Source organism: Paenibacillus thiaminolyticus (assembly GCF_003591545.1).
Lineage (GTDB): Bacteria > Bacillota > Bacilli > Paenibacillales > Paenibacillaceae > Paenibacillus_B > Paenibacillus_B thiaminolyticus_A.
Genome location: NZ_QYZD01000042.1, coordinates 1 through 18,058 on the forward strand (window position 1 = coordinate 1; position 18,058 = coordinate 18,058).

Here is an 18,058-nt window from a genome sequence, read left to right on the forward strand (position 1 = left end):
AAAAGTAAATTATTAGAACTATATTTCTCATGTTAGGTTTGGTGCAAGGCTAGTGCGCTATTTGATGAAATTCCTGCAAAAGTACATTATTTTCAGCGATTTTTGTCTTTCATCTATTGGAAAGCCTGAAATTGATGCAGCTATGCAGCAATTCCTGTAACGGAGTATACGTCACCAAGGAAAACTGCATATTTACAGTATTTTTAACGAGGCTGAGGTGTGAGAAGCAGGGAGAGGGGCTGTCTCGCTGCAGCTAAAAAACTACTTAAGAGACAGCCCCTTGAGGGTTAAATTTTGAGAATGCCGCCTTGGCTGGCATTCGTTACGAGCTTGGAATAGCGGGCCAGATAGCCGGTCTTCACCTTCGGCTCGAATGGCTTCCACGCCGCGCGCCGCTGCTCGAGCACCTCGTCCGGCACCTGCAGCTCGATTTTGCGGTTCGTCAGATCGAGCTCAATGATGTCGCCGTCTTCCACGAATGCAATCGGTCCGCCTTCGGCCGCTTCCGGCGAGATATGGCCGATGCTGATGCCGCGGGATGCTCCAGAGAAGCGGCCGTCGGTAATGAGGCCGACCTTGGCGCCGAGACCCATGCCGACAATCTGCGATGTCGGGGCGAGCATCTCCGGCATGCCGGGACCGCCCTTCGGACCTTCGTAGCGGATAACGACGACATGGCCTTCCTTCACCTTGCCGTTCGCGATTCCGGCCAGGGCCTCGTCCTGGGAGTCGAAGCAGATCGCCGGGCCGACATGGCGTCCTCCTACCGACGGATCGACGGCGCCGACCTTGACGATAGCACCTTCCGGCGCCAGATTGCCGAACAATACGGCTAATCCGCCTTGTTCGCTGTGAGGATTGGCCAAGGTGTGGATGACATCGGTATCCACGATGTCGCAGTTGGCCACATTCTCGCGCAGCGTCTGGCCGGTCACGGTGATGCACTCGCCGTGAAGGGCGCCTTCCTTCTTGAACAGTTCATTCAAGACGGCACTGACGCCGCCTGCGTTGTGCACATCTTCAATATGATAATCGGAAGCCGGCGCTACCTTGGCTAGATGAGGTACGCGCGCCGCCACTTCGTTAATCCGCTCGATCGGGTATTCGAATCCGGCTTCCCGCGCGATAGCGAGCGTATGCAGGACCGTATTGGTCGAGCCGCCCATCGCCATGTCGAGCGCGAAGGCGTTATCGATAGCTTCCATCGTGACGATATCACGCGGCTTGATGTCCTGCTCGATAATGCTCATCAGCTGGCGGGCCGACTTACGGACGAATTCCCGGCGTTCCGGGGATACGGCGAGAATGGTGCCATTGCCCGGCAAGGCGATGCCAAGCGCTTCCGCCAGGCAGTTCATCGAGTTCGCGGTGAACATGCCCGAACAGGAGCCGCAGGTAGGGCAGCCGTACTGCTCCAGCTCCATCAATCCCTTGTCGTCAATCTTGCCTGCTTGATAGGCGCCGACGCCCTCGAACACGCTGGACAAGGAGATCGAACGGCCGGAAGAGTCCTTGCCCGCCTTCATCGGACCGCCGCTGACGAACATCGTCGGAATGTTGACGCGCAGCGCGCCCATAATCATACCCGGCGTAATCTTGTCGCAGTTCGGAATGCAGACCATGCCGTCGAACCAGTGGGCGGAGACGACCGTCTCTACCGAATCGGCGATAATCTCGCGGCTTGGCAGAGAGTACCGCATGCCGATATGGCCCATTGCAATCCCGTCATCGACCCCGATTGTATTGAATTCGAACGGCACGCCGCCCGCTTCCCGGATTGCTTCCTTGACAATCTTGCCGAATTCCTGCAAATGGACGTGGCCGGGAATGATGTCGATATACGAATTGCATACCGCAATGAACGGCTTGTCAAAATCCTCTTCCTTCACACCCGCTGCACGCAGCAGACTGCGGTGAGGCGCACGATCGAAGCCTTTCTTAATCATGTCTGAGCGCATTTTCTTTTTGGCTGTCATTCTGTGTGAACCTCCATCTCTTGCTACCCGACTGCCGGGATTGGAATGATACCTCTCATAAGTGCTTGAGTATTTCTATAGAGTCTATCACAACTGCCTTTCTTTTTCTAGCGGTTTAAAGCGTCACTGATCGTTAGCGGCCAAGCCGGAGCGGGTTCGGGATGAAGCGCCCTCGCCGCCGGAAAACCTCTTACAAAGAGAAAAAATAAGAGAGAATCGTTGGCCGTCCCCCGGAATATATTAGCGGTAACTTGAAACATGAGCCGGCCCGGCGGCAAGCTGAGGAAAAGGGGGAGAGAGCATGGACCGTTCCGCATTCGCCGGCAGCTATCGCGACGGGAATCGGGAAGCGGCCCGAGCGGCCGCCTCCGGCACGCCGTTCGCCTGCCTCGATCTGGATGCGCTGGAGCATAATGCGGGCCAGGTGCTTGACCTGAGCGGACAGAAGCCGGTGCGTCTGGCAACCAAATCGCTGCGCTGCGTCACGGCGGTCAAGCATCTGCTGGCGCTGCATCCCCGCTTCCAGGGCGTCATGTGCTACCATCCGCAGGAAGCCGCCGCCCTCCTGGAGGCGGGCATCTCCGACGTGCTGATGGGCTACCCGACGCTGGACCGGCCGGCCTTGGCCCGCTTGGCCGGATTGAGCCGTCAAGGGAAGGCGATCGTCCTGATGGCGGATGACGATAGCCAACTGCGGGCCGCCGAGCAAGCCGCCCGCGAGGAGCAGATCTGCTTCGATATCTGTCTCGATATCGACATGTCCTCCGCGTTCGGCTGCCTGCACTTCGGCGTGCGCCGTTCGCCGTTGCGCAGCGAAGTTTCCGTGCTGGAGCTGGCGGACGCGATCCGCCGCTCTCAGCATCTTCGGCTGGCCGGCGTGATGGGCTATGAAGCGCAACTGGCGGGCGTTCCCGACGCGAAGCCCGGGCAGATGCTGATGAGTGCCGCCATCCGCTATATGAAGCGGCGCTCCGAGGCGGAGGTGGCGGACCGCCGGGCGGCGATCGTCCGCGCGCTTCGCCGCGAAGGCCACGAGCTCCGCTTCGTGAACGGGGGCGGCAGCGGCAGCCTGCGCTTCACGGCGTCCGACGAGTCCGTGACGGAGCTGACGGCCGGCTCGGCGTTCTATGCGCCGGCGTTGTTCGACGGTTATGCGAATTTGTCGCTGCAGCCGGCAGCCGTCTTCGCCCTGCCGGTGGTGAGGGTGGCCGCGACCGGCATTTATACCTGCTTCGGCGGAGGCTATCCCGCATCCGGCGAAGCAGGGGCGGATCGGCTGCCGCAGCCGATCTGGCCCCCCGGCGGGCAGCTCCTGCCGCGGGAAGGCGCGGGGGAGGTGCAGACGCCCGTCCGCTATCTGGGCGGTGCAGAGCCGCTGCGCCCGGGCGATCTGATCTGGTTCCGGCATGCGAAGGCCGGGGAGCTGGCAGAGCGGTTCCGCGAGTTCGTCGCTGTCAAGCAGGGAGCTTGCCTCGGGACATGGGCTACATATCGCGGAGAAGGGTGGTGCTTCGGATGAAGCCGTGGCGCAATTGGGCGGGCAATGTCCGCTGCGAGCCGGAACGGTGGTGGGAGCCCGAGGGTGAAACGGAAGTGGCGGATCTGCTGCGGGAGGCGCAGCGGCAAGGCCGCAGGGTACGCATCGTCGGATCCGGCCATTCGTTCACTCCGCTCGGGGAGACGGAGGAATGGCTCGTGCGGCTGCCGCGGATGACTGGTCTAGTGCAGCTGGACGAGAGCGCCCGCACGGTGACGGTGCGGGCCGGCACGTCGCTGCGCGAACTAGGCGGACTGCTGCTTGAACGGGGCTGGGCGATGGAGAATCTGGGCGACATCGACCGGCAGACGATCGGGGGCGCGGTCGGGACGGGGACGCATGGGACGGGAAGCGGCTTCGGCAGCCTGTCCACCCAGGTGACCGCGATCCGCGCCGTCCTGGGGAACGGCAGCATCGCCGAAGTGAGCGAAGGAGATACGGGAGAGAACAGGGAGCTTTTCAAGGCGCTGCAGGTCTCCATCGGGACGATCGGCATCATGACCGAACTGACGCTCCGGATCGTTCCCGCGGAGCGGATGCGGCTCGCCAGCTTCCGCTCGACCTTGGAAGAGACGCTGGAGAGGCTGGAGGAATACCGGGGCGGGAACCTCCATTTTGAATTTTTCTGGTTCCCTTATTCTAGCGGGACGCAGGTGAAGACAATTAACCCGACCGACGCGCCGGCATCGAAGCGCGGCAGATGGAAGGAGTGGAGCGACTACGCGGTGGAGAACGGCCTGTTCTGGGGGATGTCGGAAGCATGCCGCATCGCTCCGCGGCTCAGCGGCGCCATCAGCCGCCTGTCGGCGCGCTTCGTGCCGGTCAGCGACGAGGTCGGCCGGGGGCCTTGCTTGTTCGTGACGCCAAGGCATGTCAAGTTCATGGAAATGGAGTATAGCGTGCCGGCCGACGCGATGCGGCCCGTCCTGCTGGAGCTGAAGCGGCAGTTGGAGCGGCGGCGGCATTACGTCCATTTTCCGATCGAATGCCGGTATGTCAAGGGGGATGATATTTGGCTGTCGCCCGCCTACGGCCGGGACTCGGCCTACATTGCGCTTCATATGTACAAAGGGATGCCTTACGAGCCGTATTTCCGCGATATGGAGCAGATTCTGCTCGCTTATGACGGGCGGCCGCATTGGGGCAAATGGCATTCCCGGACCGCTTCGCAGTTCGTTGGCATGTATCCGAAGTGGAAAGATGCTGCCCGCATCAGGGAAGCGGCGGATCCGCGCGGCGTGCTGCTGAACCGGTATGTGTCGCGCCTGATCTCGCCAAGCGCCCGGTAACATGAGAACAGCGCCCCGCTTCAAGCGTACGGGGCGCTGTTGATAAAAAGGTTAACCCTGCTTCATGCCGCGATGGAATACCGACGTGCGGTGCCAGCCGCCGAGACCGTTCCAATGCGGTTCGATAACCGGGCGGCATAGCGACCGTACGGCGGGCTGCGCCAGCAGCACGGTGCAGGCAAGCGAAGCCGCAATCAGCAGAACGGCCTGCGGGCCGGTCGTAATATAATGGTACAGTCCTGAGACGACAAGCAGCCGGATAATGAGGCCATGGAGCAAGAACACGTACAGCGTCCGCCGCCCCAATCCGGTAATCCAACCGGTATGGAGAGGCACCCAGGCCAAAAATGCGACCGATGCGACAATCTCCAGCGCGTATATGAACAGGCGCATCCCGATGGCATACCATGGAGATTGCTCCAGCCATCCGAGCTCGCGGAACGTCATATGGTTCATCAGCCATTCCGGATGGAGCACGTTCGGCCATAGAAGAAGCACAATCAGCAATCCGACGGACAAGCCTGCGGCCAGCTTCCGGAAGCGGGAAGCGGCGAACCGCTGAATGGCGTCGTCGCGGAAGACATATCCGAACGCGAAGAATGGCAAATAGACCATCGTCCGGGACAGACCGAGCCACGCTCCGTCTATGGGCAGAAATCCCGCGGCAATACCGATGATGGCCGCCAGGATGACCGGATGGCGAACCTGCCAACGGTTGAACAGCATCAGGATGGCGCGCCAGATCAAATGCCCGATCAAGAACCACAACAGCAGGTACGGAATAAAGAACGAGTGCTTCATTCCCGGAACGTGGAACAGCGTGACATCGAGCAGCGAATATAATGATTGAAAAATGACATACTGGATGCCAATTTGCTTCATCACGGCCCAGCCCGCACGGCCGTTCAGATTGCTGCGGGCGAAATAGCCCGTGACGAAGACAAACAATGGCATATGAAACGTAAAAATCCAAACGAACAAACTTTTCAACTCGGGCATGGTGCCGATGAGCGGCTCAATCGCATTGGCGATAAACACGCAGACAATGAGCATGAACCGCAAATTCAATCCGAAGGTCTCTCCACTCCTTAAGGACACGGCCGACTTCAACCCGGAGGAGGCTTGATTCCACCTGCTCTCCTGCATTGCCCTTCCCTCCTACAACTCCTGCCGCGCATCGATTTGTCTATGTTGGCTGCGGCTTTATGTTTACGATGTAAACGTACCATAGCGCTGTTTTCGGAATTGTGATTTATGTCACACAAAATGGAATGAAAGCGTCGTCCACTTTTGACAGAATGGCGAAAGTTCCTGCCCAAGCTTAGACAGCGCCCGTCAATTCAAGTAACATACAGTACAGATGCCAGATTGAAGCAACATTTCTTTCAAGGGGGAGACAGGAACGATGTTAAAGGAACATCCCAACCGCAGATCGAAGCTTCTGCGAGCCTATATTCCGAATCAGCACGGAGCGTGGGCGATGCTCGTCATTCCGTTCGCGGCGGGCATGTTCGCCAGCAAGCCGCAAGCCATTCACGCCTGGATCGGAATCGCCTGGCTGGCCGCCTATTGCGGATCGTTCGCCGGCCTGCAGTGGATCAAGACCGGACGGGCCAGTGTATATCGAGGCCCGGTGATTATATACGGAGCCGCATGCGCTTTCGCCGGGAGCGCCGTATTGGTGATGCGGCCGGATATATGGTGGATGGGCGCCGTCATGGTTCCGCTGCTGCTGCTGAACGCGGCGTTCGCCAAGCGCAATCGGGAACGCCATCTCCTCAATGATTTTTTGGCCGTTCTCCAATTTTGCTGGATGCTCCCGATTGCTTACGAGGCAGGCGGGGGAACGGATTGGAGCCTGGCCTGGCGGGCCTTTGCCGCTTGCTTGCTCTATTTCGCCGGAACGATATTTTATGTAAAGACGATGATTCGCGAGAAAGGGAGCCGGCTGTACTACGGCTTGTCTGTCGGCGTCCATATCGTGGCTGCGGCAGCCGTGGGCCTCATGCTTCCTCTCTGGGCCGCCCTCCCGTTCGTGGCGCTGTTCCTGCGCGCGGTCTGGATGCCTGGCCAGAAGGTAACGATCAAGCAGGTCGGTATTGCGGAGATCGTCTTCAGCATCGTGACGGCGATTCCGCTAATCGCTGTCATTACTCCGTAGCCTGTCGTATCTGTTCCTTAATTAATGGTTTATTGACAGGTCTGCCATACCGTCGGCCGTTGACGGTATGGCAAACAACGGATTAAGATAGAAGACAAAGCTTCATGGCAGACCAGAAGGAGGAAACGGCAGGATGGAAGCGTTGTCAAGAAATGCCCCTGAGGTTGTCACGTTCGGCGAAGCGATGGCCTTGTTCAGCTCCGCGGACACGCGGGGCTTGGAATATGCGCAGACGGTAATGAAATCGTTCGGGGGAGCGGAGAGTAATGTAGCCATCGGGCTGGCCCGCCTTGGACACCGGGCCGGCTGGTGCGGCCGCCTGGGCCGGGATCCGCTCGGCCGGCATATCGTCAAGGCGATTCGCGGCGAAGGGGTGGATGTCTCCCGTGTCGAGATGGCACCGGATGCGCCGACCGGACTGATGATGCGAGAGCAGGTCGCCGGGAAATCATCCGTCTATTATTACCGCGCGGGCTCCGCGGCAAGCCGCATGACACCGGGGCATCTGGACAAGGACTATATCCGATCGGCCCGGCTGCTTCATGTAACCGGTATAACTTGCGCCTTGAGCGAGAGCTGCGCCGAGACCGTCTATGAAGCAGTCGCCATCGCAAAGGCCGCCGGGGTGAAGGTAAGCTTCGATCCGAATCTGCGGCTGAAGCTGTGGACGATTGAAGCGGCTCGGGAGAAGCTGCTGCCGCTGGCGCACCAGGCGGACTATTTCCTGCCAGGTCTGGACGAATTGAAGCTGCTGTACGGCACCGAGGATGAACAAAGCATCTTCCGGTGCCTGTCCGAGCTGCCCGGCGTCAGCATTGTCAAAGGCGGACCGGGCATGAATTATGTCGTGCAGGGCAGCCTGATAGACAAGGTTCCGTACGAGCTGGTGGAGCATGTCGTCGATACGGTCGGCGCCGGCGATGCCTTCTGTGCCGGATTCCTGTCCGGCATGCTGCAGGGGGCCGATACTGTGGAGGCGGTTCGTCTCGGCAATATTACCGGCTCGATGGTCGTGCAGGCGTTCGGAGATTGGGAGGCCTTGCCGACGGCCGAGCAGCTGCAGGCGGTATTGAACCAGGCGGTGCATATCGAACGGTAGAGGGCCGCCGCGGGACCGCAGCCCGTGATCGCCATGCGGGCTCATGTCCCGGAAGCATAGACGCCGTAGAGGCGAAGAAGGGAGAATCATCACGATGGATAAGATTAGAGTGATTCAGCAAATTCAAGAGCATGGTGTCGTGGCCGTACTGCGGGGAGACTCTCCGGATGAAGTGGTGGAGATGGCGGGACAAGCCATCGAGGGCGGCATCCGCATTATCGAGGTAACGATGACCGTTCCCCGTGCGCTTCATGCGATAGAGCAGCTGCGGAGAATGTATTCCTCGAAGTCCTCCAGCAGCGACCGCTTCGCGGTCATCGGCGCCGGCACTGTGCTGGAGCCGGTAACGGCCCGTTCCTGTATTCTGGCTGGGGCCGAGTTCGTCGTCGGTCCGTCGCTCCATCCCGAGACGATCACGATGTGCAATCTGTACCGGGTGCCCGTGCTGCCGGGCGTCATGACGATCGCGGAGGTGCAGCGCGCGCTCGAGCTGGGGGTTGACGTGGTGAAGCTGTTCCCTGGCAACCTGTATGATCCGTCCATCATCAAGACGATCAGAGGCCCGCTGCCGCAGGCGAACCTGATGCCGACCGGCGGCGTCGATGTTAACAATCTGGGCGATTGGATCCGGGCGGGCGCGTTTGCCGTCGGGATCGGATCGGATTTGACCAAGGAAGCGAAGGCATCGGGCGATCTTGCTCTCGTCCGCCGCAAAGCAGAACAGTATATGGAGGCATTCCGCCGCGCGAAGGAGCAGATCGCCCGCGGATAAGCGAACCCCCTGTCTGTCCGGTACCGTTGGAATCCGGGCGGAGAGGGGGTTTTTGCATGGCTCCGGCTCCCCATTCCCCCCTTGGCAAGCGCCTCTCTTCCGACGCGGTCATAGAATGTTCATCGCCTGGAGGCATATGGCGTCCGCTTGCCGCATACAATATTACACCCGCGATATATAAGTCTGCATGTACATACGGAAGAGGGCATCAATGTGTCGGATGCGCCTCTCTTCTGTGTACTTTTTTCCTGTCACAAGATGTCCATTCGGCTTCCGGCGGCCTGTGACTAATATCATACCTGCCGGCCAGCTTCCCATATAACCTGTATTCAACCACGTCATATTCAGACCGGTTACGAGATTTGCCAGCAGGAGGTCTGTCCCGCAAGAGAGGCCGTCCTCATCCGAATCTGGCCCCGTCCCCTGACGTGCTTCGCCTAACAGCGGGAGCGGGGGAAAGGAGATGAAGCATTTCAATGGTCAACCTGCCCAAAGTCAATGAGCTCGGATTTTATGAAATTCGCTTGGAATCGATTGGAGGCCTGGGCGCGAATCTGGCCGGCAAAATGCTGGCAGAAGCCGGCGTCACGGGAAGCGGATTGAATGGTGTCAGCTTTTCCTCCTACGGCTCCGAGAAGAAAGGATCTCCCGTTAAAGCGCATATCCGCTTCTGCCAGCCCGAGACCCGCATCCGGGATACGACTCCGGTCGAACGGCCTCATATTGTCGGCATATTCCATGAAGCCCTTGCGAAAACGGTCCATGTCACGAACGGAATCTACCCTGACAGCTTGGTGCTGGTCAATTCCTCGTCCGATCCGGCGCGTCTGAAGGATAAGCTTCACCTGCCTTGCGGCACGATCGCGGTAGTCGACGCGATCGGCATCGCCTTGGAGGAAGGGAACCGGGTCAACATGGCGATGCTGGGCGCCCTGTTCCGCCTGTGCGACTTCCTGGATGCGGAGCATATGAAGGGCGTCATCCGCAAATCGCTAGAAGCGAAGTACCCGCAAACGGTCCAGCCTGCGCTGAATACGTTCCAGCGCGGTTACGACGAGGTCGTCTTCCAGACGTTCGCGCTGCCGGAAGGAGAGTCTCTCCCTGGGCCGGTCCGCTGGGATACGCCGACGCTGGGGTATGAGACCCAGCCGATCGGCGGGACGGTAATCAATCCGGGCAACTCCGTGCTGAAGGATCTAAGCATCTCCCGCGCGGGCATGATGCCGCATTTCTTCGAGGATAAATGCATTCATTGCGCCGCCTGCGACAATGTATGCCCCGATTTCTGCTTCGTCTGGGAGGAGAAGCCGGACAAAAAAGGCCGGCTTCATATGTTCCTCCAGGGAATAGATTATCAATATTGCAAGGGCTGCCTGAAGTGCGTCTATGCCTGTCCGACCGAAGCGCTGTCGAGCGAACGGGAAGAGGAAGGGTATGCGGACGCCCATCGAATGCCGCACCGGTTCACGTTTGCGAATGCAGCGCAACAATAAGCGGCAGGACGGCGTGCAGGCAGGCGATGCGCATCGGCGGCATCCGGAACGGCATGTCCGATGGAATGCATGTGAAGGGTCCGCCCATGACAGTATGAATGGTAAGGGGGAAGAGAATCCGTGGCAATCGAGTATGATAAGGACGCCATGCCATCCCGCGTGGAGCAGCGCATGGTATACGAATCGGGCAATGAGATGGCCGCTTATGCCGCCCATCAGATCAACTATCACATCATGGGATATTATCCGATCTCGCCGTCTACGGAGGTCGCCCAGTTCCTGGACTTGATGAAGGCGGGCGGGAAGCATGATATTAAGCTGATTCCGGCCGACGGAGAGCATGGCTCCGCCGGAATCTGCTATGGCGCGTCGACGGCCGGAGGACGGGTGTTCAACGCGACGAGCGCCAACGGCTACATGTACATGCTGGAGCAAATGCCCGTCCAATCGGGGACGCGCTTCCCGATGGTATTGAATCTGGTCTGCCGCTCGGTCTCCGGACCGCTTAACATCCACGGCGACCATTCCGATCTGTATTTCGCCCTCAATACAGGCTGGCCGATCCTGCTTTGCCGGGATCCGCAGGCTGTCTATGATATGAATATTATGGCGATTAAGCTGGCCGAGGATCCGGAGGTGCGGCTGCCGGTGATGGTCGCGTTCGACGGGTATTTCACTTCGCATCAGAAGCGGCGCGTTCAGACCTTCGCCCGCCGCGAGGACGTGCAGCGGTTCATCGGCGAGCGGCCGGTGAGAGGGTTCGCCGATACGCTGGATCGGAACCATCCGATCACCGTCGGCCCGTATATGAACGAGCCGGATTATATCAACAACTGCTACCAGCAGTCGATGGCGATGTACAAGGCCGGAGAGGTGTTCGATCGCATCCGCCGGGAATATGCGGAGCTGACCGGACGCGATTATCCGGTGCTCGATCTGTACCGGATGGAAGACGCGGAGGTTGCCGTCTTCCTGCTCAATTCCGCGGCCGAGATTATTAAGGACGTCGTCGATCAACTGCGGGAGCAGGGCATCAAGGCGGGAGCCGTCTCGCCGAATATGATCCGCCCGTTCCCGGCGAAGGAGATCGCCGCAGCGCTGGGGGGCGTCAAGGCGGTGACCGTCGGCGACCGCGCCGATTCGTACGGCGGCCACGGCGGCAATATGGTGAACGAGGTCAAGGCGGCTCTCTTCACGCACGGCAACCGCGATACGCTCGTCATCAGCCGCATCTACGGCCTGGGCGGCAAAGATTTTTATTCCGAGGACGGGCATGCGATGTTCCAATTCGCGTTGGACGCGGCTGCGGCCGGCGCGGTCGCGCAGCCGTTCGACTATATCGGCCATACGCCGGGAGACCCGGCCGCCGCGCCGAAGCGCGTGATGGAGCCGATGAAGTATGAGGAGTTGAATTCCGGTCTCATTACGGTGAAGCAGGATGAGGAGACGCGCAAGCTGAACGTGCGGATTCCGCCGCTGCGGCAGCTGACGAAGAAGCCGAAGCGGATTGCGCCGGGTCACGGGGCATGTCCGGGCTGCGGCATCTTTTCGGGGCTGGAGCTCTTTTTCAAAGGGATCGAAGGGGACATTGTCGCTCTCTTCCATACCGGCTGCGCGATGGTCGTGACGACGGGCTATCCGTATTCGTCGCATAAAGCGACCTATATTCATAATCTGTTCCAGAACGGGGCGGCCACGCTGTCCGGGGTCGTCGAGATGTTCTGGGAGCGTAAGCGCCGCGGCGAGCTGGACGAACTGAATCTGCCGGACGACTTCACGTTCGTCATGATCACCGGGGACGGCGGCATGGATATCGGCATGGGGCCGGCTATCGGAGCCGCGCTGCGCAATCATAAAATGATCATTCTCGAATATGACAATGAAGGCTACATGAATACGGGAGCCCAACTGTCCTATTCGACGCCGATCGGGCACCGGACCTCTACCTCCAATGTCGGCAAGGCGCAGACGGGGAAGATGTTCCACCACAAAGATACGGCGCAAATTATGGCCGCGACCCATATTCCTTATGTGTTCACGGGAAGCGAGGCTTACCCTCAGGACCTGCTGAAGAAAGCGGCCAAAGCTCAGTGGTACGCCCGCAACGAAGGGCTCGTGTACGGGAAGATTCTTATTACGTGCCCGCTCAACTGGCTGTCCGAGGATCGGGCTGGCACCCAGATCGTCCAGGCGGCCGTCGATTCCTGCTTCTTCCCGCTGTATGAAGTGGAGCGCGGCGTCACGACGATTACGTACGACCCGGAGGAGAAGAACAAAAAAATTCCGCTTCTCGACTGGCTCACGATGATGGGCAAGACGAAGCATCTGGCGAAGCCGGAGAACGCGGAGCTGCTGGGCGTGTTCGAGCGGGAGGTCGAACGGCGCTGGAGTGTGCTGCGGGCTAAGCATGCGCATCCTGATTTGTAAGCAGCAAGAAGGTTAGGTTGGCGAAAGAAATCTAGATACAGAGACAGGGCGGGCTTCCGGAAGGAGGCTTCGCCCTGTTGCGGTTGGTCCGCCTCTCTCGCTCAGAAGGGCGGAGGCCTCTCTTGGTTCGGGTAGACCCGTTCCTTTTCCTCCCGTTCTCGTTCAGCTATACTGGAGAGGATGAAGAATACGTGAGGGGGGCCGATGCAAAATGAAGATGGACATGTTGGATGCGGACGGCCAAGCCCATGCCGCCGAGCTGGCAGACCGGCTGGGCCGCAGCCGTTATACTGTATTTTTTGGCGGGGCCGGGACATCGACGGAGAGCGGAATCCCTGATTTTCGCTCTGACCAGGGGCTGTTCTCGGCAGGAGAAGCGGAAGCGTTCGCGTATCCGCCGGAAATGATATTAAGCCGATCCTTCTTTGAGCGGGATCCGGTGACCTTTTACCGCTATTACCGGGCGAAGATGCTGCACCCCGGCGCAGAGCCGAACGGCGCGCACCGGACGCTGGCCAAGCTGGAAGAGGACGGGATCGTGAAGGCGATCGTCACGCAAAATATTGACGGGCTTCACCAAGCGGCAGGCAGCCGCGAGGTGCTTGAGCTGCACGGCTCGGTGCACCGGAACCGCTGCATGACATGCGGGGCGGAGCATGATCTCCCCCTCGCCGCGGAGAGCCAGGATCCGATTCCGCTCTGTCCGGGCTGCGGGGGCATGGTGAAGCCGGATGTGGTGTTGTATGAAGAGGCGCTGGATGAAGAGGTTATCAACCGCGCCGTGGAGCATATCCTGCGGGCCGACCTGCTAATCGTGGGCGGCACCTCGCTGAATGTCATGCCGGCGGCCAGCTTCGTCCGGCTCGCCACCGGGGCGGATATCGTCATTGCGAACCGGACGCCGACGAGCATGGACTACCGCGCGGCCGCCGTGTACCGGGAGCCGATGGGTGCGTTGTTCGAGGCCGCATACGACATCCTGTCTCAACGAAAGGGGGTAAGGCATCATGTGGATGATGGGAATCGACCTGGGCACGACGAACCGTAAGGTCGGCCTATATGAAGAGAACGGACGGCTTGTCGCCAAGACAAGCCGTCCGACCCTGACGGAGGACAGCGGGGAAGGCTATGTCGTCTATCAGCCGGAGGCGATGTGGAACGATGTCGCCGAGATGATTCGCGAGCTGACGGACGCGCATGCGGACAAGCCGGTATCCTACATCGGCATCACGAGCATGGCGGAGAGCGGCCTGCTCGTCAACCGGCGCACCGGGGAGGTGCAATCCCCGCTGCTGCCTTGGTTCGAGACATGCTCGGCGCCGCAGGCGGAGCGCATACGGAAGGAGGGCACCCCGTTGGAGCTATTCCAGGGGACCGGGCTGCATTTGTCGTTCAAGCACGGTCTCGCGAAGCTGCTCTGGCTCCAGGACCGGGACCCGGCGATGCTGCAGGACGCGGTCTGGCTGTCCGTCTCCGGCTATGTCGCTTACCGGCTGACCGGGGCGATGGCCTTCGATCCGTCGCTCGCCACGCGTACCTTCGCCTACGATATGCGACAAAATAGCTGGGACGAGCCCTGGATTCGCGGCTTCGGCCTCGATCCGGCGATCTTCCCGGACGTGCTGCCGAGCGGCGCGACGCTCGGGACGCTCCATCCGGAGCTGGCGAACCGGCTCGGGCTGAGCGGCGGCACGAAGGTCGCCATCGGCGGGCATGACCATGTCTGTGCGGCGCTGGCGGTAGGAGCCGTCGAGCCGGGTGATGTATATGTCTCGATGGGGACGGCCGAGACGCTGGTCGGCACGATGGCGCTGCAGCCGCTCGGGCAGGCCGAGTTCGAGACCGGCCTTTCGTACGGCTGTCACGTCGTGCCGGGCTACGGCTTCTGGATGGGCGGCAACGCCTCCTCCGGCGGGGCGGTCGAATGGATTCGCCGCCTGCTGGCCGATGAAGCGCTTGCCTATGAGCAGATTCAGGAGCTGACCGCCGGCATCAACGACGGGCCGGGCGAAGTCATGTTCTTCCCGTATTTGTCGGGTAGCGGAGCGCCGCATCCGAATTCGAAGACGAGAGCGGCCTTCATCGGCCTGGAGAAATCGCACGGCAAGGCGGAGCTGCTGCGGGCTGTGCTGGAAGGGACCGCCTACCAGCTCGAAATGATCCGGCAGAGCGCCGAGCGTACATCTGCCCATCCGATTCGGCGGATGAACGCGGTCGGCGGCGGCACGCAGCTGCCGGCCTGGCTGCAGATGAAGGCGGACATCGCGCACAGCACGCTGCTCGTGCCCCCGATTGAGGAAGCGACGATGCTGGGGGCGGCCTGCGCGGCGGCACTGGGCGGGGGTCACTTCGGGAGCGCGGCCGAGGTCCGCCAGGCGCTGCAGAGCCGCGGCGTGAAGGCGTACGATCCGGACGCTGAGCGGCATGAGCGATACCGTCAGGCCTATGATGGACTGTACGTGCCGATGGCGGCGCATTTGCGCAGTCTGAACAGATAATGCGTTGTGGAACGAGAGCCGCAGCCGCGGAGGTTGATTTTGCCGCGGGCTGCGGCGTTTTTGCGCGTGGACAGGCGTTGGGGAGCAGGTTAGGCCTGGGTGAAGGTTCGATGCGGGAGGCGAACGGGAGGATGGAAGATACGGGGTTGGAGAATAGGTGTGGGGCAGACAACTCTTTATGGCATTCTCCCCCTCAGTCAGGGAAGCAGGCATAGGGTTGCTGCTCTTTGTATCACTCTCCCCTCTGGTCAGGGGCCGCGAGCTGGCCAATGGATTCCTGACGGAGCGGGAGAGCGAGGATGGAACGCAGGGGGAAGGCGGTGCAAGGCAGTGCAAGCAGGGGGCTGGGGAACATGGTATCTGGGACAAGCGGAGCCGACGGCTTACGGCTTGTCCCTGGACACTGACGGAGCCTATCCCCGTGAGCTATTCCCGGAGTCTCCCGGCGGGGAGAACTTGGACCGGTACGCCGTTGGCGATTGGTCATAGAAGCGGCGGAACTGCCGGGAGAAATAGAGCGCATCCGGGATGCCGACGGAGGCGGCAATCTGTTCGATGGTCAGATCCGCGCGCTCGCGCAGGAGCTGGCGGCCTTTGTCGATCCGCAGCTTCAGCAGGTAGGTGACCGGCGTCATCTCGGTCACGCGCTTGAAGATGCGGGACAGATATGCCCGGCTGTATCCGAGGCTGTCCGCGATCTGCTCGATGGACAGCGGATAGGCGTATTGGGTGGACATCATGTGAATCATCTGCCGCACGGTATGCTCGATCTCGGACTCGGGCTTCAGCCGCTGCCCGGCTTCCGGTCCGGCTTGGCGGTCCGCATAATCGGACAGGATGAGATGGAGGCAGCCAAGGGCCGTCAGATGGGCGGAGGGCCGCCGCAGCTGGAACGACGCGCGGATGCGCTCCATCCATTCCGGCGCCTCCGAGTAAGGCCCGGCATGGACGATCGGATTCGCGGAGGCGAACCCCGCGGCGCTCACCAGATCGGCCGTCCCTTCTCCCTGGAACGCGATCCAGCGGTAGTGCCAGGGCTTATCCGCATCGGAAGCGTAGCTGATGAGGCGGTTCGGCGTGATGAGGAAGGCGTCGCCCGGTCCCAGCTCGTACGTAACGCCTTCGCTCGTGAACGTTCCGTACCCGCCCATTACGTGATGAAGCAAATAGTAATCGACCAGCTTCGGGCCGAGCTTATGAGACGGACGGGTCTGGCTCTCGCCGGAAAACAAAACATGAAGGCCTCCGCAACCAGCTAACATCGGGTTAGAGGCGACGGTGTATGTCTCTGGCGCGGCCGCTCCCGTCACCTCCGCGGCGGAGACCGGTTGACCCGACTGGTCTGGGGCAGCATGGTCTGTCATGACATGTCCTCCTTCTTGAAGTTCATGCAACCATCTCGGTGCTGAAAACCAACCTTTGTGAACACGTGCTATAAGCATTATATCACAGTCCATGAGGAGGTCATATTTATCCATATCATGCGCACATCATTATATTACATGCACGGCTCGGATTAAGTATGCTTGTAGCAGAACGGCATATTGTCCAGAAGTGAAGAAAAATGCAAATAAAAATGCGAACATATGGAGGAGGTCGTCGTCATGGACGCTCGGCAATTGGCGGTTCATTTTGAGGAACAATATGGAAGTAGCGATGACGAGGTTCGTTTTTTCCATGCTCCAGGTCGCGTAAACCTTATCGGCGAGCATATTGATTATAACGGAGGGTATGTGCTTCCGGCAGCGCTGGAGTTCGGCACGACGCTGTTGATCCGTCCGCGGTCGGACCGCATGCTCCGGCTGTCTTCCACCAATTTCCCTTATCAATTGACGGTAGGGGCCGATGAGGCGGCACATGCCAAGACTGGGGAATGGACCGATTATCCCGTCGGGGTCATTGTGGAGCTGGCGAAGTCGGGACGGGCGTTGAGCCGGGGCTACGATATTTTGGTGCATGGCGACATTCCGAACGGAGCGGGGTTATCCTCCTCGGCATCGCTCGAGGTCGCCGCGGCCTATGCGCTGCTAACGCTGGAAGGCCGCCCGATCGACCGGACGGATATCGCGCAGCTCTCGCAGCGGGCGGAGAACCGGTTCGTCGGCGTCAACTGCGGCATTATGGACCAGTTCGCCGTCGCGAACGGCAAGCAGGATCATGCGATTCTGCTGATGTGCGACACGCTTGAATTCAAGCATGTTCCGTTCCGGACGGAAGGCTACAAGCTGGTTATCGGCAATACGAACAAGCGGCGCGGGCTCGTCGATTCCAAATATAATGAACGCCGGGCGCAATGCGATGAGGCTGTGCGGGAGCTGCGGCAGGCGTTCCCTGAACTGGAGCTGCTCGCTCAGCTGGACGCCGCTCGCTATGAAGCGAATAAGCATCTCATTCAGGATGAGGCGGTACGCAAGCGGGCCGCGCATGTCATCGCGGAGAACGAGCGCGTGCTGCAGTCGGTCGAGGCGCTGCAGCAGCATGAACTGGAGCGGTTCGGCCAGCTTATGATCGCATCGCATGAATCATTGCGCGATCTGTACGAGGTCAGCTGCGAAGAGCTGGATGTGATGGTCGAGGAGGCGCTTCGCATTGAAGGCACGGCCGGATCGCGGATGACGGGGGCCGGATTCGGCGGCTGCACCGTCTCGCTTGTGAAGGAGAGCGCCGTCTCGCGCTTCATCGAGCAGGTCGGGGAGGCGTATCAGCGGCGCACCGGCTTGACGGCGGAATTCTATGTATGCAGCGTCGGCGACGGCGTGAAGGAACAAGACTCCAGCAACAAGCTGGCAGCGGAGGGGGAATAAGC

The 18,058-nt window shown here is 60.3% G+C and carries 13 protein-coding genes; 10 read left to right on the plus strand and 3 right to left on the minus strand.

Going from position 1 to position 18,058, the window contains the following annotated elements; all coding sequences use genetic code 11:
• Positions 1-287: 287 nt before the first annotated feature.
• Positions 288-1,976 carry a dihydroxy-acid dehydratase gene (gene ilvD, locus DQX05_RS26625; protein WP_119796326.1) on the minus strand — a complete coding sequence of 563 codons (1,689 nt, stop codon included), beginning with the start codon at positions 1,974-1,976 and terminating at the stop codon, positions 288-290.
• Positions 1,977-2,277: 301 nt separating this feature from the next.
• Here ilvD and DQX05_RS26630 point away from each other — a divergent pair, with 301 nt between their 5' ends.
• Positions 2,278-3,495 (plus strand): alanine racemase, encoded by a 1,218-nt coding sequence (locus tag DQX05_RS26630; protein WP_259392248.1) that lies wholly within the window; start codon positions 2,278-2,280, stop codon positions 3,493-3,495.
• Positions 3,492-4,802, plus strand: a complete 1,311-nt coding sequence (locus DQX05_RS26635; protein WP_119796327.1) for a D-arabinono-1,4-lactone oxidase — start codon at positions 3,492-3,494, stop codon at positions 4,800-4,802. The genes DQX05_RS26630 and DQX05_RS26635 overlap by 4 nt, the downstream gene beginning before the upstream one ends.
• 51 nt (positions 4,803-4,853) lie before the next feature.
• On the opposite strand, the gene DQX05_RS26640 is transcribed toward DQX05_RS26635, so the two are convergent.
• Positions 4,854-5,948, minus strand: a complete 1,095-nt coding sequence (locus DQX05_RS26640) for an acyltransferase family protein (RefSeq protein ID WP_119796328.1) — start codon at positions 5,946-5,948, stop codon at positions 4,854-4,856.
• A 259-nt stretch (positions 5,949-6,207) separates the two neighbouring features.
• On the opposite strand from DQX05_RS26640, the gene DQX05_RS26645 reads away from it, so the two are divergent.
• The 7 genes from DQX05_RS26645 (at position 6,208) to DQX05_RS26680 (ending at position 15,252) form a co-directional block, all read left to right on the plus strand.
• A complete protein-coding gene (locus tag DQX05_RS26645; protein ID WP_119796329.1) occupies positions 6,208-6,963 on the plus strand; it encodes a YwiC-like family protein in 756 nt (251 codons plus the stop codon).
• A 133-nt stretch (positions 6,964-7,096) separates the two neighbouring features.
• Entirely contained in the window at positions 7,097-8,062 is a 966-nt protein-coding gene (locus DQX05_RS26650) for a sugar kinase (protein ID WP_119796330.1), read from the plus strand.
• A gap of 94 nt (positions 8,063-8,156) precedes the next feature.
• Positions 8,157-8,834, plus strand: a complete 678-nt coding sequence (locus tag DQX05_RS26655; protein WP_119796331.1) for a bifunctional 2-keto-4-hydroxyglutarate aldolase/2-keto-3-deoxy-6-phosphogluconate aldolase — start codon at positions 8,157-8,159, stop codon at positions 8,832-8,834.
• A 476-nt stretch (positions 8,835-9,310) separates the two neighbouring features.
• The gene (locus tag DQX05_RS26665) at positions 9,311-10,327 is read left to right on the plus strand and encodes a 2-oxoacid:acceptor oxidoreductase family protein (RefSeq protein WP_119796333.1); all 1,017 of its coding nucleotides are present in this window, start codon (positions 9,311-9,313) and stop codon (positions 10,325-10,327) included.
• Between the two features lie 147 nt (positions 10,328-10,474).
• Positions 10,475-12,754 carry a thiamine pyrophosphate-dependent enzyme gene (locus DQX05_RS26670; protein WP_182914917.1) on the plus strand — a complete coding sequence of 760 codons (2,280 nt, stop codon included), beginning with the start codon at positions 10,475-10,477 and terminating at the stop codon, positions 12,752-12,754.
• A gap of 211 nt (positions 12,755-12,965) precedes the next feature.
• Positions 12,966-13,802 carry an NAD-dependent protein deacylase gene (locus tag DQX05_RS26675; protein WP_119796335.1) on the plus strand — a complete coding sequence of 279 codons (837 nt, stop codon included), beginning with the start codon at positions 12,966-12,968 and terminating at the stop codon, positions 13,800-13,802.
• Complete coding sequence (locus DQX05_RS26680; protein WP_119796336.1) at positions 13,762-15,252, plus strand: FGGY-family carbohydrate kinase; 1,491 nt, start codon at positions 13,762-13,764, stop codon at positions 15,250-15,252. The genes DQX05_RS26675 and DQX05_RS26680 overlap by 41 nt, the downstream gene beginning before the upstream one ends.
• Positions 15,253-15,665: 413 nt before the next feature.
• On the opposite strand, the gene DQX05_RS26685 is transcribed toward DQX05_RS26680, so the two are convergent.
• Entirely contained in the window at positions 15,666-16,616 is a 951-nt protein-coding gene (locus DQX05_RS26685) for an AraC family transcriptional regulator (protein WP_119796337.1), read from the minus strand.
• A 240-nt stretch (positions 16,617-16,856) separates the two neighbouring features.
• On the opposite strand from DQX05_RS26685, the gene DQX05_RS26690 reads away from it, so the two are divergent.
• Positions 16,857-18,056, plus strand: coding sequence for a galactokinase (locus DQX05_RS26690; RefSeq protein WP_119796338.1), 1,200 nt, complete (start codon positions 16,857-16,859; stop codon positions 18,054-18,056).
• The last annotated feature ends 2 nt before the right edge of the window (positions 18,057-18,058 follow it).